At 71.7% G+C, this 25035-nt stretch carries 19 protein-coding genes; 8 read left to right on the forward strand and 11 right to left on the reverse strand.

Features of this window, described 5'->3' with window-relative positions; genetic code table 11:
- Positions 1 to 172 precede the first annotated feature (172 nt).
- Positions 173 to 1111, forward strand: a complete 939-nt coding sequence (locus tag AAC944_RS10130; protein WP_030619239.1) for a hypothetical protein — start codon at positions 173 to 175, stop codon at positions 1109 to 1111.
- Positions 1112 to 1197: 86 nt separating this feature from the next.
- Here AAC944_RS10130 and AAC944_RS10135 read toward each other — a convergent pair whose 3' ends face one another.
- From AAC944_RS10135 to AAC944_RS10145, 3 genes are all read right to left on the reverse strand, one after another.
- On the reverse strand, positions 1198 to 1626 hold the full coding sequence (locus AAC944_RS10135; protein WP_030619241.1) for a Rieske (2Fe-2S) protein: 429 nt from the start codon (positions 1624 to 1626) through the stop codon (positions 1198 to 1200).
- Between the two features lie 73 nt (positions 1627 to 1699).
- A complete protein-coding gene (locus AAC944_RS10140; RefSeq protein ID WP_030619243.1) occupies positions 1700 to 3115 on the reverse strand; it encodes a sugar porter family MFS transporter in 1416 nt (471 codons plus the stop codon).
- Between the two features lie 5 nt (positions 3116 to 3120).
- Positions 3121 to 4128 (reverse strand): zinc-dependent alcohol dehydrogenase family protein, encoded by a 1008-nt coding sequence (locus AAC944_RS10145; protein ID WP_030619244.1) that lies wholly within the window; start codon positions 4126 to 4128, stop codon positions 3121 to 3123.
- A 397-nt stretch (positions 4129 to 4525) separates the two neighbouring features.
- Between AAC944_RS10145 and AAC944_RS10150 the strand changes: the two genes are divergently transcribed.
- Both AAC944_RS10150 and AAC944_RS10155 read left to right on the forward strand, forming a co-directional pair.
- The gene (locus AAC944_RS10150; RefSeq protein WP_030619246.1) at positions 4526 to 5524 is read left to right on the forward strand and encodes a LacI family DNA-binding transcriptional regulator; all 999 of its coding nucleotides are present in this window, start codon (positions 4526 to 4528) and stop codon (positions 5522 to 5524) included.
- A 434-nt stretch (positions 5525 to 5958) separates the two neighbouring features.
- On the forward strand, positions 5959 to 6942 hold the full coding sequence (locus tag AAC944_RS10155) for a carbohydrate kinase family protein (RefSeq protein WP_030619248.1): 984 nt from the start codon (positions 5959 to 5961) through the stop codon (positions 6940 to 6942).
- A gap of 105 nt (positions 6943 to 7047) precedes the next feature.
- On the opposite strand, the gene AAC944_RS10160 is transcribed toward AAC944_RS10155, so the two are convergent.
- Together AAC944_RS10160 and uvrA are read right to left on the reverse strand one after the other, a co-directional pair.
- The gene (locus tag AAC944_RS10160; RefSeq protein ID WP_438272818.1) at positions 7048 to 7317 is read right to left on the reverse strand and encodes a metal-sensitive transcriptional regulator; all 270 of its coding nucleotides are present in this window, start codon (positions 7315 to 7317) and stop codon (positions 7048 to 7050) included.
- A 701-nt stretch (positions 7318 to 8018) separates the two neighbouring features.
- Positions 8019 to 11126, reverse strand: a complete 3108-nt coding sequence (gene uvrA, locus AAC944_RS10165) for an excinuclease ABC subunit UvrA (protein WP_030619252.1) — start codon at positions 11124 to 11126, stop codon at positions 8019 to 8021.
- Positions 11127 to 11696: 570 nt separating this feature from the next.
- Between uvrA and AAC944_RS10170 the strand changes: the two genes are divergently transcribed.
- Positions 11697 to 12425 carry a maleylpyruvate isomerase family mycothiol-dependent enzyme gene (locus AAC944_RS10170; protein WP_030619256.1) on the forward strand — a complete coding sequence of 243 codons (729 nt, stop codon included), beginning with the start codon at positions 11697 to 11699 and terminating at the stop codon, positions 12423 to 12425.
- Positions 12426 to 12513: 88 nt separating this feature from the next.
- Positions 12514 to 13170 carry an MBL fold metallo-hydrolase gene (locus AAC944_RS10175; protein WP_030619259.1) on the forward strand — a complete coding sequence of 219 codons (657 nt, stop codon included), beginning with the start codon at positions 12514 to 12516 and terminating at the stop codon, positions 13168 to 13170.
- 99 nt (positions 13171 to 13269) lie between these two features.
- Here AAC944_RS10175 and AAC944_RS10180 read toward each other — a convergent pair whose 3' ends face one another.
- Positions 13270 to 14274, reverse strand: coding sequence for a TerC family protein (locus AAC944_RS10180; RefSeq protein WP_030619261.1), 1005 nt, complete (start codon positions 14272 to 14274; stop codon positions 13270 to 13272).
- Between the two features lie 321 nt (positions 14275 to 14595).
- A complete protein-coding gene (uvrB, locus tag AAC944_RS10185) occupies positions 14596 to 16737 on the reverse strand; it encodes an excinuclease ABC subunit UvrB (protein ID WP_030619264.1) in 2142 nt (713 codons plus the stop codon).
- 429 nt (positions 16738 to 17166) lie between these two features.
- Between uvrB and AAC944_RS10190 the strand changes: the two genes are divergently transcribed.
- From AAC944_RS10190 to AAC944_RS10200, 3 genes are all read left to right on the forward strand, one after another.
- On the forward strand, positions 17167 to 18063 hold the full coding sequence (locus tag AAC944_RS10190) for a glycerophosphodiester phosphodiesterase (protein WP_030619271.1): 897 nt from the start codon (positions 17167 to 17169) through the stop codon (positions 18061 to 18063).
- A gap of 229 nt (positions 18064 to 18292) precedes the next feature.
- A complete protein-coding gene (locus AAC944_RS10195; RefSeq protein ID WP_030619274.1) occupies positions 18293 to 18799 on the forward strand; it encodes a methylated-DNA--[protein]-cysteine S-methyltransferase in 507 nt (168 codons plus the stop codon).
- Positions 18800 to 18905: 106 nt separating this feature from the next.
- Positions 18906 to 19454, forward strand: coding sequence for a DUF1697 domain-containing protein (locus tag AAC944_RS10200; RefSeq protein WP_030619277.1), 549 nt, complete (start codon positions 18906 to 18908; stop codon positions 19452 to 19454).
- A gap of 69 nt (positions 19455 to 19523) precedes the next feature.
- On the opposite strand, the gene AAC944_RS10205 is transcribed toward AAC944_RS10200, so the two are convergent.
- The 4 genes from AAC944_RS10205 to AAC944_RS10220 form a co-directional block, all read right to left on the reverse strand.
- Positions 19524 to 19976, reverse strand: coding sequence for a type II toxin-antitoxin system PemK/MazF family toxin (locus AAC944_RS10205; RefSeq protein WP_030619280.1), 453 nt, complete (start codon positions 19974 to 19976; stop codon positions 19524 to 19526).
- A gap of 159 nt (positions 19977 to 20135) precedes the next feature.
- A complete protein-coding gene (locus AAC944_RS10210; RefSeq protein ID WP_030619283.1) occupies positions 20136 to 20789 on the reverse strand; it encodes a nucleoside/nucleotide kinase family protein in 654 nt (217 codons plus the stop codon).
- A 189-nt stretch (positions 20790 to 20978) separates the two neighbouring features.
- Complete coding sequence (locus tag AAC944_RS10215; protein ID WP_037772786.1) at positions 20979 to 22901, reverse strand: helicase-associated domain-containing protein; 1923 nt, start codon at positions 22899 to 22901, stop codon at positions 20979 to 20981.
- Between the two features lie 9 nt (positions 22902 to 22910).
- The gene (locus tag AAC944_RS10220) at positions 22911 to 24260 is read right to left on the reverse strand and encodes an SWIM zinc finger family protein (protein ID WP_051872064.1); all 1350 of its coding nucleotides are present in this window, start codon (positions 24258 to 24260) and stop codon (positions 22911 to 22913) included.
- Between the last annotated feature and the right edge of the window lie 775 nt (positions 24261 to 25035).

Below are 25035 nucleotides of genomic sequence, written 5' to 3' on the forward strand. Positions count from 1 at the left end.
GGTGTTGTCCGGGGCAGGTCAACACGCTTCAATGCGAGATGACGCGGGGGTGTGGACGGACGGGCCCTGATGTGAACGTCCCCTGCCCGGCGATCTGCGAGGAACGGACAGCGCCAGCGGGACGTGTGAACTCCGGTTGTGAACGTTCACCCCGCGCACCGGAGGGTTGGCAATGGCACAGGACACCGCCGCATCGGACGGGCTGGCGCAGGTGCTGCGCACCGGGCCGTTCCACCTGGCCCTCCGGGTCGCGCTCGCCGAACGCGGGCTCGCCCTGCACCGCGTGCAGTACAAGCTCGCGCAGCGCGGCATCAAGGTCGGCGTCACCAGCCTCAGTTACTGGCAGCAGGGCGCCCGCCGCCCGCAGCGCCCCGAGTCGCTGCGCGCGGTGACCGCGCTGGAAGAGGTGCTGGAGCTGCCGGACGGCGCGCTGACCCGGCTGCTGGAGTCGCAGACCCCGGTGTACCCGGACGTGGAGCGCCCCACGGGCCGGTCGTACCGCACCCTGACCGAGGACTCCGAGGTGGTGCGCAAACTCCTCGCCGACCTGGGCGCCCCCACGGACGGCGGGCTGCACACCGTGGGGCAGTCGGAGCGGGTACGCATCGGCGCGCGGCGCGAGCTGCTGGACCGCGAGTCGCAGCACGTGGTGCGCGCGCACCGGGACGGCATCGACCGGTACGTCGCCATCCACTGCGGCGACGAGGGCGCCGACCCGGCCCGGATGGCCGTCCGGGCCACGGAGAACTGCCGGGTGGGCCGGGTGCGGTACGTCCCCGAAGCGCCGCTCGTGGTCGCCGAGCTGCTCTTCGACACCCGGCTGCGGGCCGGCGACACGTACGTCTTCTCCTACGGGTTCCGCGACGGCACCGCCGGCGAGAGCACGGAGTACCTGCGCGGCTTCCCCTTCCCCGGCGGGCAGTACGTCCTCCAGGTCCGCTTCGACGAGGCGGCGCTCCCCGTACGCTGCGGCCGCTTCGCCCAGGCGACGACGGCCGCGCCCCGTACGGCCCGCCAGGACCTGACCCTCACGGGTCAGCACCGCGCCGTCCACCTGGTCGACCAGTCGGTACGCCCGGGCCTGCTCGGCATCGAATGGGACTGGGGCTGAGCCCTTCGGGGCGGGCGCGGCCTTCGGGTGCTGCGGGCCACGCCTTCGGGACGCGTGCGGCTCAGCCCTTCGGGGCGGGCGCGGGCTCAACCCGCGATCAGCTTGCCGCCCTCGACCTTCACCGGCACCTCTTCCAGCGGCGTGGTCGCCGGGCCGTGCACCGGCTTGCCGGTGGCCACGTCGAACCGGCTCCCGTGCAACGGGCAGGTCGCCACTTCCTTGTCGAGCGCGTTCAGGACCGCGCCCGCGTGCGTGCACACCGAGCTGAAGCACTTGAACTCGCCCTTCGCAGGCTGCGAGACGACCAGCTTCTCCTCGGGGTAGAGCTTGGCGCCGCCCACCGGTACGTCGGCGGCGGCGCCCAGCTCCGTCTCCTGGGTGGGCGCCTTCGGGACCGAGCCCGACCCCGACCCCGACCCCGAGCCGCCCGTGGAGCACGCGGCGGCGCCGACGCACGCGATGCCCGCGAGCGCGGCCCCTCGCAGCACGGTACGGCGGTGGAGGGGCTCACTCATGGTCATGACTCCTGCGTTCCGAAGGCGGGATGCCTCCCCCGGGGTGCGCGCCCCTCACGGGACGCGCGCGCTCTCAGGGGCCGGCGCTGCTTCCCGACGATACCGGGACGGAATCCGCGCCCCCGGCCAGGTCCGCCTTACCCCGCAGCAGGTCCTGCTCGATCGCCTCCAGACTGCGCCCCTTGGTCTCCGGGAGCAGCTTCCGCACGAACACGAAGGCGAGGAAGGTCATCACCGCGAAGAAGAGGAAGTTGGCGCCCGCCCCGAAGGTGTCCAGGAGCGAGGGGAACGCCAGCGCGACCACCATGTTGAACAGCCAGTTGAAGATCACGCACAGGCTGACCGCCGCGGCCCGCAGCCGCATGGGGAACAGCTCGGGCAGCATCACCCACTGCACCGGCCCCCAGGAGACGGCGAACGACGCGATGTAGAGGCCGATGCCGAAGAGCGTGAGGGTGGACAGCAGCGCACCGTAGCCCAGCCCGCTCAGGTTGGTGACGGCCAGCAGCACCATCGCGGCACACATGCCCAGCGCGCCCCAGAGGAGCAGCGGCTTGCGCCCCCTGTGGTCGATCAGCCGCATGGCGGGCAGCGTCATCAGCATGTTCAGCGCGCCCACCCCCATGGTGGCGATGATCGCGCCGCTGTCCCCGAAGCCGACGTTGGTCAGCAGCCGCGGCGCGTAGTAGATGATCGTGTTGATGCCGACGAAGTTCTGGAAGAACACCAGCAGCATCCCGACCACGAACACCGGCCGCAGCCTCGGCGACAGCAGATGCCTGAAGGTGAGGCTCTCGGTCTGCTCGCGCTCGGTCCGTACGGTCTCCTCGATCTCCGCCAGTTCGGCCCGGGCCGCATCGCCCTCCCCGCGCAGCTGGAACAGCACCCGCCGCGCCTCGTCGCCGCGTCCCTTGCCGACCAGCCAGCGCGGGCTCTCCGGCTGCGTGATGATGCCGACCGCCAGCACCGCCGCCGGCACGACGCCGAGCCCGATCATCCAGCGCCAGGCGCCGGAGTCGTGGAAGAGGTAGTCGGTGAGGTACGCGAGGAAGATGCCGACCGTGACCAGCAGCTGCATCAGCGAGGCCAGCCCGCCGCGTACGTGCTTGGGCGCCAGCTCGGTCAGGTACAGCGGGACGACGACGGACGCGATGCCGACGCCGATGCCGAGGACGAACCGGAAGACGATCAGCGCCCAGACGTGCGTGGCGAGCGCCGCGCCGAGCGTGCCGAGGATGAAGACCCCGGAGGCCGCGAGGATCAGCCGCCGGCGGCCCCAGGAGTCCGACAGCCGCCCGGACAGGCCCGCGCCCAGCATCGCGCCGACCAGCAGCCCGGAGACGACCATGCCCTCCAGCAGCGGGGTCATGGGGATGTCACGCTTGATGTAGAGCAGCGCCCCGGAGATCACGCCCGTGTCGTAACCCCACAGGATGCCGCCGAGCGCGCCGAAGACCCAGATCAGCGCGTTCTTGAGGCGGGTCGACACGGCGCTCACCCCTTCTTCTGCGGAGCGATGTGGATCTTGCGGCCGGTACCGGCCTTGAAGCGGGCGACGGCCTCGTCGAAGTCCTCCAGCCCGAAGACGTCGCTGACCAGCGGGTCGAGGTCGAGCCCGGAGGCGAGTACGTCGATGGCGGGCTGGAAGCTGTTGTGCACGGCCATCGACCCGATGATGTCGATCTCGCTGTTGTAGACGAGGTACGGCGAGAACGCGGCCTTACGGGACGGGTCCGTCACACCAAACTGCAGGAACGTTCCGCCCTTGCGGACGCGTCCCAGCCCGTCCTCGATGGCGGGCACCGCCCCCGTGGCGTCGACCACCACCTCGAAGCCCGGCCCCTTGCCCAGCGCGAGCTTGTCCGCGCTGGTCACAGCCGCGTCCAGGCCGAACGACTCGGCGAACGCCAGCCGCTCCTCGTTCAGGTCCACCACCGAGACGGAGGCGGCGCCCGCGGTCCGTACGAGCGCGGCCATCATCAGGCCCATCGTGCCCGCACCGTAGATCAGGTAGTGCTCACCGGGGCGGCGCGGCAGCCGGTTCAGCCCGTGCACCGCGCAGGAGAGCGGCTCGATCAGACCCGCCGCCGCCTCGGAGAAGGACGCCGGGATCACGTAGCAGCAGCGCGCCGGGACGGCCACCCGCTCGGCGAAGCCGCCGGCCTGGGTGACACCGATCGCCCGGTAGTCCTCGCAGAGGTTGCCGCGGCCGATGCGGCAGTAATGACAGGCGCCACAGGGCATGTTCGGGTCCACCGCGACCCGGTCACCGACGGCCGGCACGGCGACGCCCTCGCCGACCGCGACGACCTCACCGGTCAGCTCGTGGCCGGGGATCACCGGGTACGTCACGGGCGGCAGCTCACCGCCGAGGATGTGCATGTCCGTCCCGCACAGGCCGCACGAGGAGACGCGGACGACGACCTCGCCGGGTTCAGGCCGGGGGTCCGGCACGTCGGCCGGGGCGGCTCGGCCCGGCTCGGTGACCACGACAGCGCGCATATCGCGCCTCCACTTCGTTGTGCTGCGGCTTCTGGGTGCTGCGGGCCCCCGGTGCTGCGGCTGCGCCGCGTCCCGCCCGAGGGCCCGTACCGGAACCCCTGCCGGGGCTCCGTACCAAGGCTTTCAGCCGGGGCTCCGTACCAGGGCTCCGTCGCACCCGGTCATCGGGAGCTCCGTCGCCCCCGGTGACGGAGAGTCCCCTCGCGCCTCGGCTCGCGGGCGGGTACTTCGTCGCACCTCGGTTGCGGGGAGCTTCGTCGCACCTCGGTTGCCGGGAGGCTAGCCCGCACGTAAACGCTTACGCAAGCGTTTACGCCACGCTTCTCATGCGTTACGGTTTCCCCACAATCACGCACGCCGTCGGACACGTCGGCCACGTCGGGGAGGACGGCATCGCATGGCGACGATGGTGGATGTCGCACGTCGCGCGGGGGTTTCCGTCGCGACGGTCTCGCACGTCCTGAACGAGACCCGCCCCGTACGCCCCGACACCCGCAAGTCCGTCCTGGATGCGATCGACGAGCTGGGTTACACCCACAACACCCTCGCCCGCTCCCTGGTGACCGCGCGCACCCGCTCCATCGGCCTCGCGGTCTCCGCCATCAGCAACCCGTACTTCACCGAGATCCTCCAGGGCGTCGAGGCGGGCGCGCTGGAGGCCGGGTACAGCCTGCTGATCGCCGACCCGCACGACGACCCGGCGCACGAGCGCAAGGTCGTCCAGCTGCTGCACGAACGCCGCGTGGACGGCATGATCGTCGCCCCCTCCGCCGAACCCGCCGAGCTCGTCGAGTACGTCACCAAGCGCGAGGTCCCCACCGTCTTCCTGGACCGCCTGGTCGGCGACGCGCACGACCAGGTGTGCGCCGAGAACACGGCCCCCGTACGGCAACTGGTCGAGCACCTGGCCGACCTGGGCCACACCCGCATCGGTCTGATCGCCGGCCTCCCCGGCCTCAGCACGACCACCGAACGCGTCGCGGGCTACCGCGAGGGGCTGCGCTCCCGTGGCCTGCCGTTCGCGCCGGAGCTGCTCGCGGGCGGCAACTCCGAGGCCGAGGGCGCCGAGGACGCCACCCGGCACCTCCTCGCGGCGCCCGAACCGCCCACCGCTGTGATCACCGCTAACAACGCCATGACCATCGGCGCCCTGAAGGCCCTCGGCGAACTGGGCCTCCGGGTACCGGGCGACATCGCCCTCGCCTGCTTCGACGACTTCTCCTGGGCGGATCTCTTCTCCCCCCGCCTCACCGTGATCTCCCAGCCCAGCCGCGAGATCGGCGCCGCGGCCGTCCAGCTCCTCCTGGACCGCCTCGAAACCCCCGCCCGTCCCCCACGCACCATCCGCCTCCCCTGCACTTTCATCCACCGCACGTCCTGCGGGTGCGGGGAATGAGATGCGGAGGATGAGATGCGGGGAGCGACGGGCGGCGGGATGCCGGGGCGCGGTGCGGTACCGGGGCGCGTTGCGGTACCGGGGTGCGGGAGCGCGTCGGGGCGCCGGGGCGCGGGAGCGCGTCGGGGCGCCGGGGCGCGGGAGCGCGTCGGGGCGCCGGGGCGCGGGAGCGCGTCGGGGCGCCGGGGCGCGGGAGCGCGTCGGGGCCTCGGAGCACGCCGCCTCTCCCCTCTCATGGGGCGGCGTGTCTCATGCGAGGGCAGGCCTCCGCATGACGCGCTCCCCGTGACGCGGGAGCGGCCTGCCGTATGACACTCGCCCGTACCGCCCGTACCGCCCATATCGCCCGACTCGACTGCCTCACCCGTCTCGCCCGTACCGCTCCCGCGCATCCCACCCCCCGTACACCGGACCGGCCCCGGAAAGGACCCCTCGTGATCGTCGTCGCCGGCGAAGCCCTCATCGACCTCGTTCCCGCGAGCGCAGCGGACGGCGAGCGCGCCTCCGCCGACAGCGCGGCGCCGCCGCTGCCCGCGCTGTCACCACGGCGGGGCGGCGGGCCGTACAACACCGCGGTCGCGCTCGGACGGCTCGGCTCGCCGGCTGCCTTCTGCTCGCGGGTCTCGACCGACTCCTTCGGCGCGTCCCTGCTGGACGGCCTGCGGACGGCAGGCGTCGACACCTCTCTGGTCCAGCGGGGCGCGGAGCCCACCACTCTCGCCCTGGCGGACATCAGCCCCGACGGCTCGGCCGGCTACGGCTTCTACGTCGAGGGCACCGCCGACCGCCTCTTCACCCTGCCGCCCGCCCTCCCCGACGGCGTACGCGCCCTCTCCCTGGGCACCTGCTCCCTGGTCCTGGAACCGGGCGCGAGCGCGTACGAGGCGCTGATGCGGCGCGAGGCGGCCCGCGGCGTCTTCACGGCGCTCGACCCGAACATCCGCGCCGGTCTGATCCCCGACCCGGACGCCTACCGCGCCCGCTTCCACTCCTGGCTCCCGCACGTCGCCCTGCTCAAGCTCTCGGAGGAGGACGCCCGCTGGCTGGCCGACGCGGACGGCCTGCCGGAGGAGGCAGCAGCCGACGCGGTGGCCGGCGCCGTGAAGGAGTGGCTGGCAGCAGGCCCGGCGGCGGTCGTACTCACCCGGGGCGGCGACGGCCTGACCGTCGCGACCGCGGGCGGCGAGGTCTCCGTACCGGGCGAACGCGTCGAGGTCGTGGACACCATCGGCGCGGGCGACACGGTCAACGCCGCGCTCCTGCACCGCCTGGACGCGCATCAGGCGCTCTCCCCCGCGGCACTGGCGGCCCTGGACGAGAACGCCTGGCGCGACATCCTCGCCTACGCCGCCCGAGCCGCAGCCCTCACCTGCTCCCGCCCGGGCGCGGAACCCCCGTACGCCTCCGAACTCGCCTGAGCCCGAGGGCCGCCCGTCCGACGGGGCCTTCGGACGTACAGCCGACGGCGTCCCGGCGGAGGTGTCGTGGCGGAGGTGTCCTGGCGGAGGTGTCCTGGCGGCGGCTCACGCCAACGACAAGAACAACTTCTCCAGCTTGGCGCGCATCTCGTCGCGTTCCATCTCCGGTCCCGTGCCGTCGTCCGTCAGGCAGTGCTCCAGGCCGGTGGCGATGATCGCGAAGCCGGCCCGGTCCAACGCTCGGGAGGCCGCGGCGAGCTGCGTGACGACCTCTTCACAGGACCGGCCCTGCTCGATCATCCCGATGACCCCGGTGATCTGCCCCTGGGCCCGGCGCAGCCGGTTGACGGCGCCCTTCAGTTCCTCTGCTGGCAGCTCCACGGCCTTTCCTTTCCACGAATACCCCGGCGGGTATGGTAGCGCTCGTCCTGCCACCCGCATTCCCGTCGTGCCTGCCGAAGGCCTCCGCGCGGTCGCCCAGCGCCCCCTGTCGGTCGCACGCACAACGCCCGGGACCGCGCCACCCGGCTACGACACGTGAACGGCCCGGCCCTGTCCCGAAAGCCCGGGCCGCAAGATCGTCCGCCGTCCCGACCCAACACCCGGAGCCCCAGGCCGCCCGGGCCGCTCAGCCACGAAGCTCACTTGTGCCCCACCCCCGGACACCGCCTCCGAGGGCCCCACCAGAACAAGCCGGACTCCTTGACGAGCCTCGCTCCCTGACAGGCCAGGCCCTCTGACGGGCCGTCCTCCTTGACGAGCCAGGCCCTCTGACGAGCAGGGCTTTTTTTACGGGCCGCGCTCCCTGACGGGCCAGGCCCTCTAATGGGCAGGGCTCTCTGACGGGCCGCACTCCTTGACGAGCCGGGCTCCCTGACAGGCCGCGCTCCTTGACGGCAGGGCTCTCTGACGGGCCGCGCTCCTTGACGGGCGGGGCCCCTCCCCGCCCGAGCGCGCCCTCACCGGCGCACTGCCTCAGGCTGAGGTTGGCCCTCACCCCACCGGAGCGGGCCGGTCGGGCCCGCCCCGTCGGGCCCGACCTCACTTCACTTCTCCCCCCAACCGCTGTCCGGCCGCTACCCGGCAGCCGCCCCCTTGCCGCGAGCCGGCTTCGACTTCGCGGGCTTCGTCTTCGCGGCCTTCGTCGCCGCGGCCTTCGCCTCCACCGGCACCGACTTCGTCACCGCCTTCCTCTTGGGTGCCGTCTCCGCGGCCACCGTCTTTCCGGCCGCGGCCTTCTTCGTGACCGTCTTCTTGGCCGGCGTCTTCGCCGCGGCGGACGTGGTCTTCTTCGCCGCTGAGCGCTTGGCCGGTGCCTTCCCGGACGAGGCCGCGTCGCTGACCCGGTCGCCGAGGATGTCCCGCAGGAACTTGCCGGTGTGGCTGGCCGGGACCGCCGCGACCTGCTCGGGTGTGCCCTCGGCGACGACCAGGCCACCGCCGCTGCCGCCCTCCGGGCCCATGTCCACGAGCCAGTCGGCCGTCTTGATCACATCGAGGTTGTGCTCGATGACGATCACGGAGTTGCCCTTGTCGACCAGTCCGGACAGCACGCGGATCAGCTTGCTGATGTCCTCGAAGTGCAGACCGGTCGTCGGCTCGTCCAGGACGTAGACCGTGCGGCCCGTCGAACGCTTCTGCAGCTCCGACGCCAGCTTCACGCGCTGCGCCTCACCGCCGGAGAGCGTCGGCGCGGGCTGCCCGAGCCGGACGTACCCGAGGCCGACCTCGTTGAGCGTCTTCAGGTGCCGCGAGATCGTCGGCACCGCCTCGAAGAAGTCCAGCGCCTCCTCGATCGGCATGTCCAGCACCTCGGCGATGGACTTGCCCTTGTAGTGCACCTCCAGCGTCTCGCGGTTGTACCGCGCCCCGTGGCACACCTCGCACGGCACGTAGACGTCCGGCAGGAAGTTCATCTCGATCTTGATGGTGCCGTCGCCGGAGCAGTTCTCGCAGCGGCCGCCCTTGACGTTGAAGGAGAAGCGTCCCGGCAGGTAGCCGCGGACCTTCGCCTCCATCGTCTCCGCGAACAGCTTGCGGACGTGGTCGAAGACGCCGGTGTACGTCGCCGGGTTCGACCGCGGGGTACGGCCGATGGGCGACTGGTCGACGTGTACGACCTTGTCGACCAGCTCGTCGCCCTCGACCCGGGTGTGGCGGCCCGGCACCGACTTGGCGCCGTTCAGCTCTCGTGCCAGGTGGGTGTAGAGGATGTCGTTGACCAGCGTCGACTTGCCGGAACCGGAGACACCGGTGACGGCGGTCAGCACGCCGAGCGGGAAGGACACGTCGATGTCGCGGAGGTTGTTCTCCTTCGCGCCGTGCACCGTCAGGCGGCGCTCGGGGTCGACGGGCCGGCGCACGTCCGGCGTCGGGATGACCTTCTTGCCGGCCAGGTACTGCCCGGTCATCGAATCCTCGTTGGCCAGCAGCTCCTTCAACGGGCCGCTGTGCACGACCTTGCCGCCGTGCTCACCGGCGCCGGGGCCGATGTCCACCACCCAGTCCGAGGTCTTGATGGTGTCCTCGTCGTGCTCGACGACGATGAGGGTGTTACCCAGGTCACGGAGGCGGACCAGGGTCTCGATCAGGCGGTGGTTGTCCCGCTGGTGCAGGCCGATGGACGGCTCGTCGAGGACGTAGAGGACGCCCACCAGGCCGGAACCGATCTGGGTGGCGAGCCGGATGCGCTGCGCCTCGCCGCCGGAGAGGGTGCCGGCCGCGCGGTTCAGCGACAGGTAGTCCAGGCCGACGTCGACCAGGAACCGCAGCCGCTCGTTGACCTCCTTGAGCACCCGCTCGGCGATCTTCTTCTGCCGGGCGTCCAGCTTCATGTCCCGCAGGAAGTCGGCACAGTCGCTGATCGACATGGCCGCGACCTCGGCGATGGACTTGTCCTGCACGGTGACGGCCAGCACGATCGGCTTCAGGCGCGTGCCGTCGCAGGCCGGGCAGGGCACCTCGCGCATGTAGCCCTCGAAGCGCTCGCGGCTGGAGTCGCTCTCCGCCTCGGAGTGCCGCCGCCGCACGAACGGCAGGGCACCCTCGAACGGCGTGGTGTACGCCCGCTCCCGCCCGTAACGGTTGCGGTAGCGCACCTCGATGCGGGTCCGGTGGCCGTTGAGCAGGGCCTTCTTGGCGCGCTGCGGCAGCCCGGCCCACGGGATGTCCGTACGGAAGCCGAGCGCGTCGGCGAGCGCGTCGATCAGCCGGCCGAAGTACTCCTTGTTGTGGCCGTGCGACCAGGGGTGGATGGCGCCTTCGTCGAGCGACTTGTCCTCGTCCGGGACGATCAGCTCGGGGTCGACCTCCATGCGCGTACCGATGCCCGTGCACTCGGGGCAGGCGCCGAAGGGCGAGTTGAAGGAGAAGGAGCGCGGCTCCAGCTCCTCGAACGACAGGTCGTCGTACGGGCAGTAGAGGTGCTCCGAGTACATCCGCTCGCGCTGCGGATCGTCGGCGTCGAGGTCCACGAAGTCGAGGATGACCATGCCGCCGGACAGGCCCAGCGCGGTCTCGACGGAGTCGGTCAGCCGGCGCTTGGCGCTGTCCTTGACCGTGAGGCGGTCGACGACCACCTCGATGGTGTGCTTCTCCTGCTTCTTCAGCTTCGGCGGGTCGGAGAGCTGGACCGTCTCGCCGTCGACCCGGGCCCGGCTGTACCCCTTGGTCTGGAGGTCGGAGAAGAGGTCGACGAACTCGCCCTTGCGCTCGCGGACGAGCGGCGAGAGCACCTGGAAGCGGCTGCCCTCGGGGAGCTCCAGCACCTTGTCCACGATGGCCTGCGGCGACTGGCGGGCGATCGGGCGGCCGCACTCGGGGCAGTGCGGCTTGCCGATGCGGGCGAAGAGCAGGCGGAGGTAGTCGTAGACCTCGGTGATCGTGCCGACCGTCGAGCGGGGGTTGCGAGAGGTCGACTTCTGGTCGATCGAGACCGCCGGGGACAGGCCCTCGATGAAGTCGACGTCGGGCTTGTCCATCTGCCCGAGGAACTGCCGGGCGTACGAGGACAGCGACTCGACGTAGCGCCGCTGGCCCTCGGCGAAGATCGTGTCGAACGCGAGCGAGGACTTGCCCGACCCGGAAAGGCCCGTGAAGACGATGAGGGAGTCGCGGGGGAGGTCGAGCGAGACGTTGCGGAGGTTGTGCTCGCGAGCGCCACGGACGATGAGACGGTCTGTCACGCCGGTCGGCACCTTTCGTGAGAGGGGCGGGGTGCCGCGCACCCCCGCCCCAGGGTATGGGGGCCGCCGCGGCAATGTCTGTTCAATGTCGTTTCGATGCCACACACGAGCCTATAGCACGTGCATTCGATTTACGGTCTCCGCCGACCGGGTTCACCCGAAGGTGTGGCCGAACGGCGCGCCACTGACGCGAAGGCGTCGGTGGCTCCGGCGCACGGGCACCGGGCGGCCTGCTGCACAGTGGATCCGGCCGCCTGGCGACGCCCTGCCGAACACCCGGTCACGACCGCGCCGGACGCCGGAACCCACCGCGCCATTCACCGTAACTCCGGGGTCTGACAACGCCGGGTCCCGAACCGCTCGCACCGCCGATGACCTGCACATACGCTCCCGACCCCTGGAGCACGTCCCGACCTGGAGGACGCCTGACCCCCGGCTCCGACGTCCTCCCCCTCAACACCGCGGGCGGCCCGTCCCTTCCCCTCGGCGCGTGCCCGGACCGCTGCGCGCTCCCGGCTGCCGACGCGCGCCGACTCCCGCTGCAACGTCGGCGGCGCTAGCTTCGGTCCCATGACCGACATCGCACAGGAATTCGCGTACGACGCGGCAGCCGTCCACGCCGCCACCGACCGTCTCCTGGTCTCCGTGGCCAAGCTCGACGACGAGGCCGTCGGCGAGCCCTCCCTACTGCCCGACTGGACCCGCGGCCATGTGCTCGCCCACCTCGCGCGCAACGCCGACGCCCTCGCCAACCTGCTCACGTGGGCGCGTACGGGCACCCGCACGCCCATGTACGCCTCCCCCGCTGCCCGCGACGCCGACATCGAGCGCGATGCCGGCCGCCCGCTGGCCGCTCACGTCGAGGACCTGCGGTCCAGCGCCGAACGCTGGGAGACGGCCTGCTCGGCCCTGGGCCCCGAGGGCCTGTCGTACGAGGTCGAGATGCGGAACGGCGTCATCGAGCAGGCCGGCCGGCTGCCCTTCCGCCGCCTCGCCGAGGTCGAGCTGCACCACGTGGACCTCGGCGTCGGCTACACGGTCGACCACCTGGCGCCGGAGTACGTGGACGCCGAGCTGGCCTTCCTGGCGGAGCGGCGGCTGAAGGACGACGCGGAGGTCGCCGCGCTGGAGCTGCGTACCGACGACGGGCGGAGCTGGCGGACGGGCCGCGCGGACGGCACCCCGCTCACCGTCAGCGGCTCTCCGACCGCGCTCGTGGGCTGGCTCACCGGCCGCACGGCAGGTGCCGGCCTCGTCACCGGCGGCGGCGCCCGTCTGCCGGAGCTGCCGGACCGCTGACCGCGACACCGTGCCCCCTTCCGGGCACCGGGACGGTACGTGGCCCCGCACGGAGTGCCTCCCGGAACCCGGCCAGTAGGCTGCGGGCATGGCGTACACCGGAGCAGTAAAGGTCGGCGGACCGGCCGACGTACACGAGCTGACCGACCTCATCATCTCCAAGATCGCGGTCGGTCCGATGGACAACAACGCCTACCTGTTGCGCTGTCGCGCGACCGATACGCAGGTACTGATCGACGCCGCCGCCGAGCCGCAGTCGCTCCTCGGGCTGATCGGCGAGAGCGGCATCTCCTCGGTCGTCACCACGCACCGGCACCAGGACCACTGGGGGGCACTGGCGGAGGTGGTCGGAGCGACCGGCGCACGGACCTTCGCCGGCCGCCACGACGCCGAGGGAATCCCCGTACCGACGGACGTCCTGGTCGACGACGGCGACACCATCAGCGTCGGACGGGTCACGCTCACCGCCCGCCACCTGGTCGGCCACACTCCCGGCAGCATCGCCCTGGTCTACGACGACCCGCACGGCCATCCGCATCTCTTCACGGGCGACTGCCTCTTCCCCGGCGGGGTCGGTAACACCCGCGGCAACGCGAAGGACTTCGCCAGCCTCATCGACGACGTGGAGAGCAAGCTCTTCGCACAGCTGCCGGACGAGACCTGGGTCTACCCGGGCCACGGCGCGGACACCACCCTCGGCGCCGAGCGCCCGCACCTCGCGGAGTGGCGCGAGCGCGGCTGGTAGGCCGCGGGAAGCGACGAGCGCGCGGTGTACGGGTGAGGCCCGTACACCGCGCGCTCTTCATGCCTCAGGCGCCCGCGCAGCCCGGACGCCGTCCGGCGGTCAGACGTCTATGGAGCTCTTGTCCTTGCCTTCCGGGGCACCGGCGGCCGCCTCGGCCTGCGCCTGCTTCTTCGAGGCGCGCAGGCTGGTGATCGTCGTGACGATCAGCACGGCGCAGATGACGCCCAGCGAGACCGGGATGCTGATCTCCGGGACGTGCACACCCGACTCGTGCAGCGCGTGCAGCACCAGCTTCACGCCGATGAAGCCGAGGATGACCGACAGGCCGTACGAGAGGTGGACCAGCTTCTTCAGCAGTCCGCCGATGAGGAAGTACAGCTGCCGCAGGCCCATCAGGGCGAAGGCGTTGGCGGTGAAGACGATGTACGGGTCCTGGGTGAGGCCGAAGATCGCGGGGATCGAGTCCAGCGCGAAGAGGACGTCGGTGGTGCCGATCGCCAGCATGACGATCAGCATCGGCGTCATCAGGCGCTTGCCGTTCTCCACGATGAACAGCTTCGTGCCGTGGTACTTGTCGGTCGACGGGAAGCGCCGCTCGACCATCTTCAGGAAGCGGTTCTCCTCGAACTCCTCGTCCTGCTCCTCGGCCCGCGCCTCCTGGATGAGCTTCCAGGCCGTCCAGATGAGGAAGGCGCCGAAGATGTAGAAGACCCAGGAGAAGTTGGCGATGATCGCCGCGCCGGCACCGATGAAGACGGCCCGCAGCACGAGCGCTATCAGCACGCCGACCATCAGCACCCGCTGCTGGTATATCGACGGCACCGAGAACTTCGCCATGATCAGGACGAAGACGAAGAGGTTGTCGACGCTCAGCGACTTCTCGGTGATGAAGCCGGCGAAGAACTCACCGGCCGGCTGTCCGCCGCCGAACACGAGAAGTCCGAGCCCGAAGAGGGCGGCGAGCGCGATCCATACACCGGTCCACAGACCGGCTTCCTTGATCGACACATCGTGCGGCTTGCGGCCGCCGATGAAGAAATCGGCGGCGATGAGTGCGCACAGACCAAGAATGGTCAGCACCCACACGTTCAGGGAAACGTCCACTGCTCCTCCGGCAGGTTCGTAACAACACAACAGCGTCGTCGCTGCCGGAGGTCTCTTCCGCCCCGAGATCGCGCGCTGTGCTCCGCGACGCTGAGTGGGCCGACGCCCCGGGATCTCCATCCGATCCGTGATGACGGGTACGCCGCAGCAGGGAATACTCCCCTCCGCGCAATCGAGAGTAAAGGAACCCCATAAAAAAGTAAAGAGTTAGGCAAAAGCGCTGGTCAGGGCAGATGCAAAGGGCTGACCCGCCTTCCTCTCGACATGCCGGTGGGCGCACGGGCAACGCCCGTACGCCCACCGTTCTCCCCGTTTCCCCGCCTACTTCAGCCCTGCTTCCCTCATCTGGCGCAGCTCCTTCTTCAGCTCGCCGACCTCGTCGCGCAGCCGGGCGGCGACCTCGAACTGCAGCTCAGCGGCGGCCGCCCGCATGCGGTCGGTCATCTCCTCGATCATCTCGGCGAGCTCGGCGGCGGGCCGGTCCGTCGGCACGGCGCCGCCCTTGCCCTTCGCCCCCTTGCCGGCCTTCTCCGCCGCGCCGCCCAGCGCGGGCACCGGCGCCTTGCCCTTGGCGTCCTTCCCGTCGGCCGCCTTGCGGTACCCGGTGCCCAGCAGCTCCTGCGTGTCGACCTCTTCACGCGCGATCGTCGCGACGATGTCGTTGATCTTCTTCCGGAGCGGCTGCGGGTCGATGCCGTGCTCCTTGTTGTACGCGAGCTGCTTCTCGCGGCGCCGGTTGGTCTCGTCGATGGCCTTGGCCATCGCCGGGGTGACCTTGTCGGCGTACATGTGCACCTGGCCCGAGACGTTACGCGCCGCGCGGCCGATCGTCTGGATCAGGGACGTACCGGACCGCAGGAAGCCCTCCTTGTCGGCGTCGAGGATCGCCACCAGGGAGACCTCGGGGAGGTCCAGGCCCTCCCGGAGGAGGTTGATGCCGACCAGGACGTCGTACTCGCCGGCCCGCAGCTCGCGCAGCAGCTCCACGCGGCGCAGCGTGTCCACGTCGCTGTGGAGGTAGCGCACCTGGATGCCGAGCTCCAGGAAGTAGTCCGTGAGGTCCTCGGCCATCTTCTTGGTGAGCGTCGTCACCAGGACGCGCTCGTCCTTCTCGGTGCGCGTACGGATCTCGTGGACCAGGTCGTCGATCTGCCCGTCGGTGGGCTTGACCACGACCTCCGGGTCGACCAGGCCGGTCGGGCGGATGATCTGCTCGACGTGGCCGTCGGCGCGCGAGAGCTCGTACTGACCCGGTGTCGCGGAGAGGTAGACGGCCTGTCCGATCCGCTCCTGGAACTCCTCCCACTTCAGCGGCCGGTTGTCCAGCGCCGACGGCAGCCGGAAACCGTGGTCGACCAGGGTCCGCTTACGGGAGGCGTCGCCCTCGTACATCGCGCCGATCTGCGGCACGGTGACGTGCGACTCGTCGATGACCAGGAGAAAGTCCTCGGGGAAGTAGTCGAGGAGGGTGTTCGGCGCCGTGCCGGGCGCGCGGCCGTCGATGTGCAGCGAGTAGTTCTCGATGCCGGAGCAGGTGCCGATCTGGCGCATCATCTCGATGTCGTACGTCGTACGCATCCGGAGCCGCTGCGCCTCCAGCAGCTTGCCCTGCTTCTCCATCGTGGCGAGCTGGTCGGCGAGCTCGGCCTCGATGCCGGCGATCGCCTTCTCCATGCGCTCGGGGCCCGCCACGTAGTGGCTCGCGGGGAAGACGTACAGCTGCTGGTCGTCGCTGATGACCTCGCCGGTGAGCGGGTGGAGGGTCGACAGCGCCTCGATCTCGTCGCCGAACATCTCGATGCGGACGGCCAGCTCTTCGTAGACCGGGAAGATCTCGATGGTGTCGCCGCGCACCCGGAAGGTGCCGCGGGTGAACGCCATGTCGTTCCGTGTGTACTGGATGTCCACGAAGCGGCGCAGCAGCTGGTCGCGGTCGATCTCCTCGCCGACCTTCAGGGGGACCATCCGGTCGACGTACTCCTGGGGCGTGCCCAGGCCGTAGATGCAGGAGACGGACGAGACCACGACCACGTCCCGCCGGGTGAGCAGCGAATTGGTCGCGGAGTGGCGCAGCCGCTCGACCTCTTCGTTGATCGAGGAGTCCTTCTCGATGTACGTGTCGGACTGCGGGACGTACGCCTCGGGCTGGTAGTAGTCGTAGTACGAGACGAAGTACTCGACGGCGTTGTTCGGCAGCAGCTCGCGGAATTCGTTGGCGAGCTGGGCCGCGAGGGTCTTGTTGGGCGCCATGACGAGGGTCGGGCGCTGCAGCTTCTCGATCATCCACGCGGTCGTCGCCGACTTGCCGGTGCCGGTCGCGCCCAGCAGGACGACGTCCTTCTCACCGCCGCGGATGCGCTGCTCCAGCTCGGCGATGGCCGCCGGCTGGTCGCCGCTGGGCTGATACGGGCTGACGACCTCGAAGGGCGCCACCGTGCGTTCGATCTGGGAAACGGGCCGCATGGCATCAACCGTACGACCCGCCACTGACAACGGAGGTCCGTAACGCCGACAGCGACGCGGCGGATACGTCCGGCCACACGGCGTCACGCCTCGTCGCCCTCCACAGCCTCCCGTCCGCCACTCCCGTCACCTCTAGGGGAGCCGGCGGCGGCACGTAAGGGATGAACAAGCCAAAGCCGCCGTTCGGCGAAGAGGCGACGATCTGCCACCAGGCGCCCTTGAACGCTGGTCAAGCGGCGGTTTCCCGGCTCCGGCAAGGGCCTTCGTTGCACGGGGCACACCACACAAAACGCCCCCGGACGGTCCCAAACCCAGGACACACGACACTTCTCGTTCAATTTATGTCTATCTCTGACCTATCTTCCAGTACACCGCCGCTGGGAACCTGCCGCCGACCACCCCCGCCGACGACGATCCCGAGGAGTCCGTATGCACATTCGGCCTGTTGCCGCCGCTACCGGCGTGCTGATGGGGCTGACGGTGTTCAGCCTCCCCGCTGCCGCCGCCCAGGCCGCGGACCGCCCGAACAGACCGGTCACCGTCGCGCACCGAGGGGCCTCGGCCTACGCCCCCGAGAACACCATTGCCGCGGTCGACGCGGCGCGCCGCATGGGCATCGACTGGGTGGAGAACGACGTCCAGCGCACCAAGGACGGCAAGTTGATCGTCATGCACGACACGACGCTCAACCGCACCACCAACGTCGAGGAGCTGTACCCGGACCGCGCCCCGTGGAAGGTCTCCGACTTCACCCTCGGCGAGATCCGGAAGCTGGACGCGGGCAGCTGGTTCGGCGCGAAGTTCAAGGGGCAGCGGGTCCCCACGCTCGACCGCTACATGGACGCGGTCCGCCACAACCACCAGAAGCTGCTGCTGGAACTGAAGGCCCCCGAGCTCTACCCCGGTATCGAAGCGCAGACCATCAAGGAACTGCGGCGCGAGGGCTGGACGGACCGGCAGCACGTGAAGCACCGGCTGATCATCCAGAGTTTCAACGCTGACTCGGTCAAGAAGGTCCACGAGCTGCGCCCTGACATCAAGACGGGCTTCCTGGGCAACCCGGCCGTCGCCGACCTGCCCGAGTACGCGAAGTTCGCCGACCAGATCAACCCCAGTCACAAAAAGCTGAGCATGGCGTACGTGGCCGCCGTGCACGCCTTCGAGGGGCCGCACGGGCGCCCCCTGGAGGTCTACACGTGGACCGTCGACGACGCGGCCACGGCGAAGAAGGTCGCGGGCTGGGGCGTGGACGGCATCATCACCAACAAGCCGGACGTCGTACGGGACGCCGTGAAGGACGCCGGATTCTCGGTTCCGGCCGCGTGAGGCCGAGCCGTCTCATCGGGGCCACGGGCCCTGCCGTCGGGAGCGGTAGCCGGACTCTCCGCTCCCCACGGCGATTGTCAGTGGGCGGTCCTAGGCTGAAGCCGTGACGATTTCCGAGGAACGCGAAATCCCCGCGGCGACCGCCGCCGAGGGCGGCGGGACGGCCCCGGCGACCACGGGCGAGGTTCCGCAGGCGCCGGCCCGGCCGCCGCGCGACTGGGCCTGGCGGATGCTGGACTCCCCCATCGGTCCGCTCCTGCTCGCGGGCACCGGCACCGGCCTGGCCCTGGTCGTCTTCCACGCCGACGAGCGGGCCCGGGCCCGCTCGCTCGCCCGGCTGCGCGGCGCGTTCGGCCCCGAGCCGGTTTCCGCGATACCGGCGGTGGACACGGCAGCCGTGGAGCTCGTCGCGTACTTCGCGGGTGAACTGCGGGACTTCACGGTGCCGCTGGACTGGTCGCTGTCCTCGGGGTTCAACGAGCGGGTGCTCCGCGAGCTCGCCACCCATGTCCCGTACGGCACGGTCGTCGGCTATCAGGATTTGGCGGACCGGGTCGGCGAGCCGGGGGCCGCTCGTGCGGTCGGCGCCGCCATGGGCTCCAATCCCCTGCCGGTCGTCGTGCCGTGTCACCGCGTCGTCGAGAGCGGCGGCGGACTCGGCGGCTTCGGCGGCGGCCTGGAGACGAAGCGGCAGCTCCTCGCGCTGGAAGGAGTGCTCCCTCAGCCGCTGTTCTGAGGCGCGGCTGCGCGCCTCCGCCGTCGCCCGGCGCCCGGTGAAGCGGCGGGATGTGCCGCTCGGCCGCCGTCACGTCCGTACGTTCGTCCAGCGAAAGGCCCCGCTCATGCCCCGCCAGGTCGCCCTCCTCCGCGGAATCAACGTCGGAGGGCACAAGAAGTTCTCCATGGCGCAGCAGCGCGCGCTGACGGCGGAGCTGGGCTTCCAGGACGTCACCGTCCTCCTCCAGACCGGCAACATCGTCTTCGCCGACCCGGGGACGCCTCCGGAGGAGACCGCACGCACTCTGGAGGCCGGCTTCGCGGCCGCGCTGGGCGTTCCCGTACCGGTCATGGTCCGCACCCGCGACGACCTCGCCGCCGCGGTCGCGGCCAATCCTTTCCCGCAGGCGGTGGCGGAGCCCAAGACGCTGCACCTCACGTTCCTGTCGGAGCCGCCTGCCGACACGGCCCCGCTGGACGTCCTGGACCCGGCCGTGTACGAGCCCGACGTCTTCCGGCTGCTCGGCCGCGACCTGTACCTCTGGTGTCCGGACGGCGTCGGTCGCTCGCGGCTGGCCACGGCCGTCACCGCGGCGTCCGTCAAGCTGGGCGTCACCGCCACCGCCCGCAACTGGAACACCGTCCTCAAGATCCTGGCCGCGGCCGACGCATGACGCTCCGGGGCCGGGTGACCGGTCCGGAACCGGGTGACCGGCCTCGCCGGTCCGCCCCGCGCCGTCCGCTCAGCGCCAGCCGTACCGCTCCCGCAGCCTGTTCACGACGAGGTTGAACCGGCCCCGGTCCAGCGCGCAGGCCTCCCGCCGCATGCCCTCCGGATGCACCCGCAGCACCCGGTCCAGATCGATCCACGACGGCCGTCCGGCCCGGTCCCAGGGCCCCGAGCCGATCGCCACCCACTCGCGGTCGTCGTGCCGCTTGCTGGACAGCTGCACGGCGAGCAGCGTGCCCGCCCGTTCCCGGGCGACGACCAGTACGGGCCGGTCCTTGCCGCGCCCGTCGTTCTCCTCGTACGGCACCCAGGTCCACACGATCTCGCCGGGGTCGGGGTCACCGTCGTGGTCCGGCGCGTACACGGTCCTGACCGCACCGACCGACCGCGGCCACGCCTCCACGGTCGCCGTCGCCCCGGTCCTGCCCGGCAGCGTCGCCGGCTCGCCCATCTCGTCGATTGCCATGGCCCTCACGCTATCGGGCAGTGGATCTTGGATGAGTGCGGGAGGCGGGCAGGGCGATCACTTGAGGTTGGCGATCCCGTGAGGTAGGCGATTGGGGTAGGCGATCACCTGAGGTAGGCGATCACCTGAGGTAGGCGATCACTTGAGGTTCGCGACAAGTCAGGCGCCGCCGGGCCGCCCGATGCCGCTCCATGCGGGGCGCCGCGGATCGTCGGCCCGTACGACCACGTCGGCCGTCTCCTGGGGCGCGACCTCCGCCTCGTACCGCTCGAACGCCGGCAGCGTCCACCGCTCGCTCGCGTCCGTCCGCCGCTCCAGCGCGCCCGGCGAGAGGGCGAGGTGCACGGTCAGGTCGAACGGGAACCACTGTCCGAGCAGCAGCGGCCCGTGCAGCAGCAGTACGCCGCCGGGCGGCAGCTGGACATACGGGCTGCGCGTCGCACGGTCCCGCTCGGGGTCCCACAGGTCGGGGAGGACGCGGCCGCTGCCCCCGGCCTCCAGCGGGTTGAAGACCTCCCGCCACAGTGCCTGCCGGTCGAACCACTCGCCGTAGTACGCGTCCGGGTCGTGCCGCCCGTACTCCAGGCGCAGCGACGCCGGCCGCAGGAACCCGTAGGTGCCGCTCTTCTGCACGGACCGGCCGCGCAGCCGCAGCGCGTCGGCGAGCCGTCCGGCCAGCTCTCCGGGGCGCGCGGCCGGGGCCGCGTCGATACCCACGCGCAGCCACGGACTGCCGTCCTGTGCCGTCCTGCCCGCCGCCTCCTCGGCGAGCGCGTCGGTCAGCCGTTCCCATGTGATCGCTTCCAGCCGCACCCCGCCATTCTGCCGCCGCGGTACTCCTTACGTCATCGACCTGCGGGAACGGGGCGGGTGACGTCCGCCGTTGACCTCCCGCCACACGTAGTTGATCATGAGACGGGAGGCTCTCCGGCCGTACGGACAGCCGGCCGGAGGGTTTCCTCCCCGCACTCCGTCACTGTTGCCGACAGCTGCCCTCGCAGCTCACCCCTGCGCCGGCTCCTGCTGGTGGCCCAGGAGGGACCGGGCCACGGCGAGGTGGTCGGTGGGCTTCCGCAGCGGCGCCTGACTGCGGTGGGTGGGAGCGCGTTCGACGACGGTCGTACCGGTCTCGGCTTCGAGCGCCGGGGCGTAACCGGCCGCACGCAGGGCGTCGAGCGTAGGACCGGGCTCCTGCGCGCTGACGAGCACGGTCGGCGCGATCGCCCGCAATCCAAGATCCCGCAGCGCCCGGTGCGCCGTCAGTTCGTGCAGCAGCGCGGCGTCGTCGGAACGGATGCAGCAGCCGGCGCGTACGACCCGTATGCGCCCGTACGTACGCGCCGTGTCCTTGATCAGGTATGTGAGCGGGTGCGGCAGCGGGCCGGTGGCGGACACCGCGGTGAGGTCGTCGATCAGCGCGTCCGCGGTACGGCCCGCGTCCAGTGCCCGGCGGACGGAGGCGCCGCTGAACCGCCATGCGGTGGCGTTGTCGTCGGACTCGCGGTCGGCGGCGAGGGCGAGCAGCGCGGACAGCTCGGTGGACGGCGGGCCGGGCACGATGGCCGTCAGGTCACCCTGGAACAGCGCCTGTTCGAGCGGTGGCGGGAGGAGCGACCGCAGGGCCGTGCGTAGCGGAGCAGGGTCGACGGCCGTCTCCGCGCGGACGAAAGCCCGGCCGAGGGGCGTGAGCGTGCCGTACGCGACGAGCCCGAGGAAGGCGGCCTCGTCGAGCGTGTGGGCGGTGCGTTCCAGGATGAGCGGCTCGTCGGCGACGGCCAGCGGGCGGTGCCAGGCGGCGACCGCGACCAGAGGGCGCAGCGCCTCCAGGGAAGGGGCGTCCGGGGCCGGGATCGGTACACCGGGGCCGGGCTCGCCCTCGGTGTCGGCCCCGGTGGCGGTGGCGAGCGCGGCGAGCACTCCCTGGCGCAGGGCGGGCGCACGGCGGTCGTCCCCGCGCTCCAGGGCCGTCGGGGTCTCCCCGAACGGCGTCCACGTCGCGATCGCCCAGTGCCCGGCCCACGCGGTGAGGACCGGCAGCAGCCGCTCACCGGGCGGCAGCCCGAGCCAGTCGTCGTAACCGCTGGTGGGCAACGCGATGGTGCCGGTGGGCGTGCGGGTCAGGGCGATCAGGTCGGCCGCGAGCAGCAGGTCGAGGAGGAGCCGGGTGCGCGGCTCGGAGATGCCGGCCGCCTTGGCCAGCCGCTTGATCTCCCGTACGGCGGGCCCGCCCGACCTGCGCAGCGCCGCGGGCTGCACGGCCAGCGCTCCGAGCAGCCGCTCCAGCGCCCCGGCGAGCGCGGCGGCCGCCGCCTGCGACTCGGCGGTCAGGGCGTCCTCGTCGGCAGGGGCGGAGCGCCCGTCCGCATCGGCGTACGCGTCCGTCGCGGTGCGGGGCGAGGGCGCGAAGGCACCGAGGTCTTGGCCGCCGATCAGCTGCGCCGTCCGTGGGGGTACGACGACCCGGCCGTCCCCCGTCGGCGCGGCGAGCCCCGTCTCGTACAGCGCTTCCAGCGCCGCCCCGACGGCCTCCTGATCCGCGGCGCCGCCGTGCCCCGCCGCCTCCAGGGCGGCATGCACGTCCGCCACCGGCACCGGCTCCGCCGCGAGATCCGGGAACGCCAGGCGATGGGCCATGAGGGACTGGTAGCCGGCTCCCGGGTCGGGGGCCGCCGGCCCGTGCGCGGCCTCCCGCGCACGCTCCTGGCTGAGCCGGGCGGTCACGGCCAGCACCTGAAGGCCCGGCTTGTCGAGCCCGAGCACCACTTGGTGGAGCGTTTCGTACGACCACAGAGAAGCGGCCAGTTCACGAAGTCGTGCCGGAGCCGGACGGCGCGACAGCGGCTCGGCGTGCCGGGTGAGGAGCGCGGCGAGCTCTTCGGGCGTACGCCGCGCCAGGGCGTTGGTGAGTGTGTCGAGGCCTTCCACGGGGTGACTCTATTCAGTCGCGAGCAGTGGGGTGAGGGCGCCCACGGGGTCGGCGTCGGCGCGACCGGTGGGCCACCAGTCCTCCGCCCCGGGGTCGGATTCGTACGGATACCAGCGGCCGTCGTGGCCGAAGCGGAGCTGTATGCCGCGGTCGGCGTCCGTGAGGTGGTTGTGCCGGGGACGCATCGCGGGCAGGTCCGCGGCCGACAGGGCACTGCGGGCACGGTCGAAGTCACCGGCCGGCGGGTCCCACGTCGTCTCCAGGAGGCTGAGACCTTCACGGCCGCCCTGCCGCCAGGCGGCCACGGCCCGCGCGACGTCGTTCACCGGCCGGCCGGTGGCCTCGGCGACGCCGCGGTAGATCTCCCGCGTGCTGGCGGTCAGCCCGGAGGTGGGGTGCGCCCCGGCGACCAGCCGGATCGCGTCCTCCCAGAGCGTATGCGCGGGGAACGGCGAAGGCACGTGCCCTGTGGGCGCTGCGCCGGAGGCCGCCGTCGTGCCGGAGACCGCGGTGGCGGCTGCCTGGGCGGCGGCCAGGCAGGCCCGGGCCCGAGCGGCGGCGTCGGCGGCCAGCAGTTCGACGGCGGCCGGGTCGATGGCGGGATCGTCGGCCGTCGGCAGCACCGGGGGCGTGCCGGGGTGCTCCGGTACGGGCAACGGGGGCGGCAGCGGTGGGAGTTCCCGTACGTGCAGCGCGGCGCGGGCCGGTACCACGGGCAGCGCCGCGCGGGCCGCTCGCTCGCTGTGGGCGCTGTGCGTGGCGTTGCGGCGCGAAAGGTCGTCGAGCAGCTCACGCTCGTCGCGCCCGCGCATGAGGAGCAGGACGAACGGGTCCGCGTCCAGGAGACGGGCAGCCTGGAAACAGAGCGCCGCGGCATGCTTGCAGGGATGCCCGCGGTCGGGGCACGAACAGCGCGGTACGAGGTCCCCGGGGCCCGGCAGCAGCCGTACCCCCGCCGCGTCCCTGCGCTCGGCCAGCGCCCGCGGCAGGGTTCTGCCCAGCAGCGCGGCAAGGTGGGCGGGCCGGGCGGCAACGCCGTCGAGGAAGGTTTCCCACACGGCGTCCGGGAAGGGCCGCAGGCGGAGTTCGGCTCGGTAGGGGTACGGCCGGCTGCCCGTCACGGGTGCGGAGATGCGCCCCGGCGCCACGGTGATCCGGCCGACGTGGCCACCGCTCGCGTAGTCCCGGCCGCGCGCGAGCCGCGCCGTGTCGAGCGCCGTGCTCTCCAGGGCGTCGAGCCACGCCCGTCCCCACCAGGTCTCCGCGAACTCCTCGCCGTTCCCGCCGCCGGCCGCCACCGCGGGGAACACCCGGGCCCGCCCCGCGACCCGGCCGGCCTCCGCAGCGCCGTCGTCCACCGCCTGCCCGGCGCCTCGCGCCCCCTCCGACGCGTTCTCCACACGCCCGAGACCCGGTCCCGGCCTCGGCCCCGCAGGCTTCGGCGCCGACGACCGCCTCAGCCGCACTTCACGGGCGGCACCGCGCCCTTCCGTATCGGCCGACGCGTCCTCCGGGGCAGGAGCGGGCGCGACCGGACCGCCGCTGTGATTCGCACCGGTACGTGTCGCGTGAGAGCGCTTCGTATGGGGGTGTTGGTCGTCCGGGTGCTTGTCGTCCGGGCGCTGCGCGTCCAGGTGCTGCCGATCTGGGTGCTGCACGTCCGCGTGCTGCGCGTCCGGGCGCTGCCGATCTGGGTGCTGCACGTCCGGATGCTGCGCGGCTGGATGCTTCGTACTGGGGTCCTCATCGGCGTGGTTGCCGCCGGTAGGACGCTCTTCGGCACAGTTCTCGTCAGCATCAGCACGGTTGTCGCCAGCACCGTGCTCGTCGGCGCGCGTCTTGGTCCGTCCGGTCCGGACCACCGCTTGGCGGGCTCGCTCCGCGGCTGCGCTTCGGCGCACGGCCGATCGCTCCGCGCCCTCCCCGGCCGTTCCCTGCTCCGCCTCCCGGGCCTGCGGCCGGGACGCCTCCTCCCGGGCACGCCTCGCTTCCGGAGCCGCCCGTTTCAACGCCTGCCGGGCCCGCTCCGCTCCCCGGCTCCGGCCTTCGCCCTCTCCACCGGTCGCCGCTGCCGGCCGTTCGACGTTTGCTGCGGCGGCCTCCGACGGCGCCGTCTCCTCGCCCTCACGGATG

This window comes from Streptomyces sclerotialus (assembly GCF_040907265.1).
Taxonomy (GTDB): Bacteria; Actinomycetota; Actinomycetes; order Streptomycetales; family Streptomycetaceae; genus Streptomyces; species Streptomyces sclerotialus.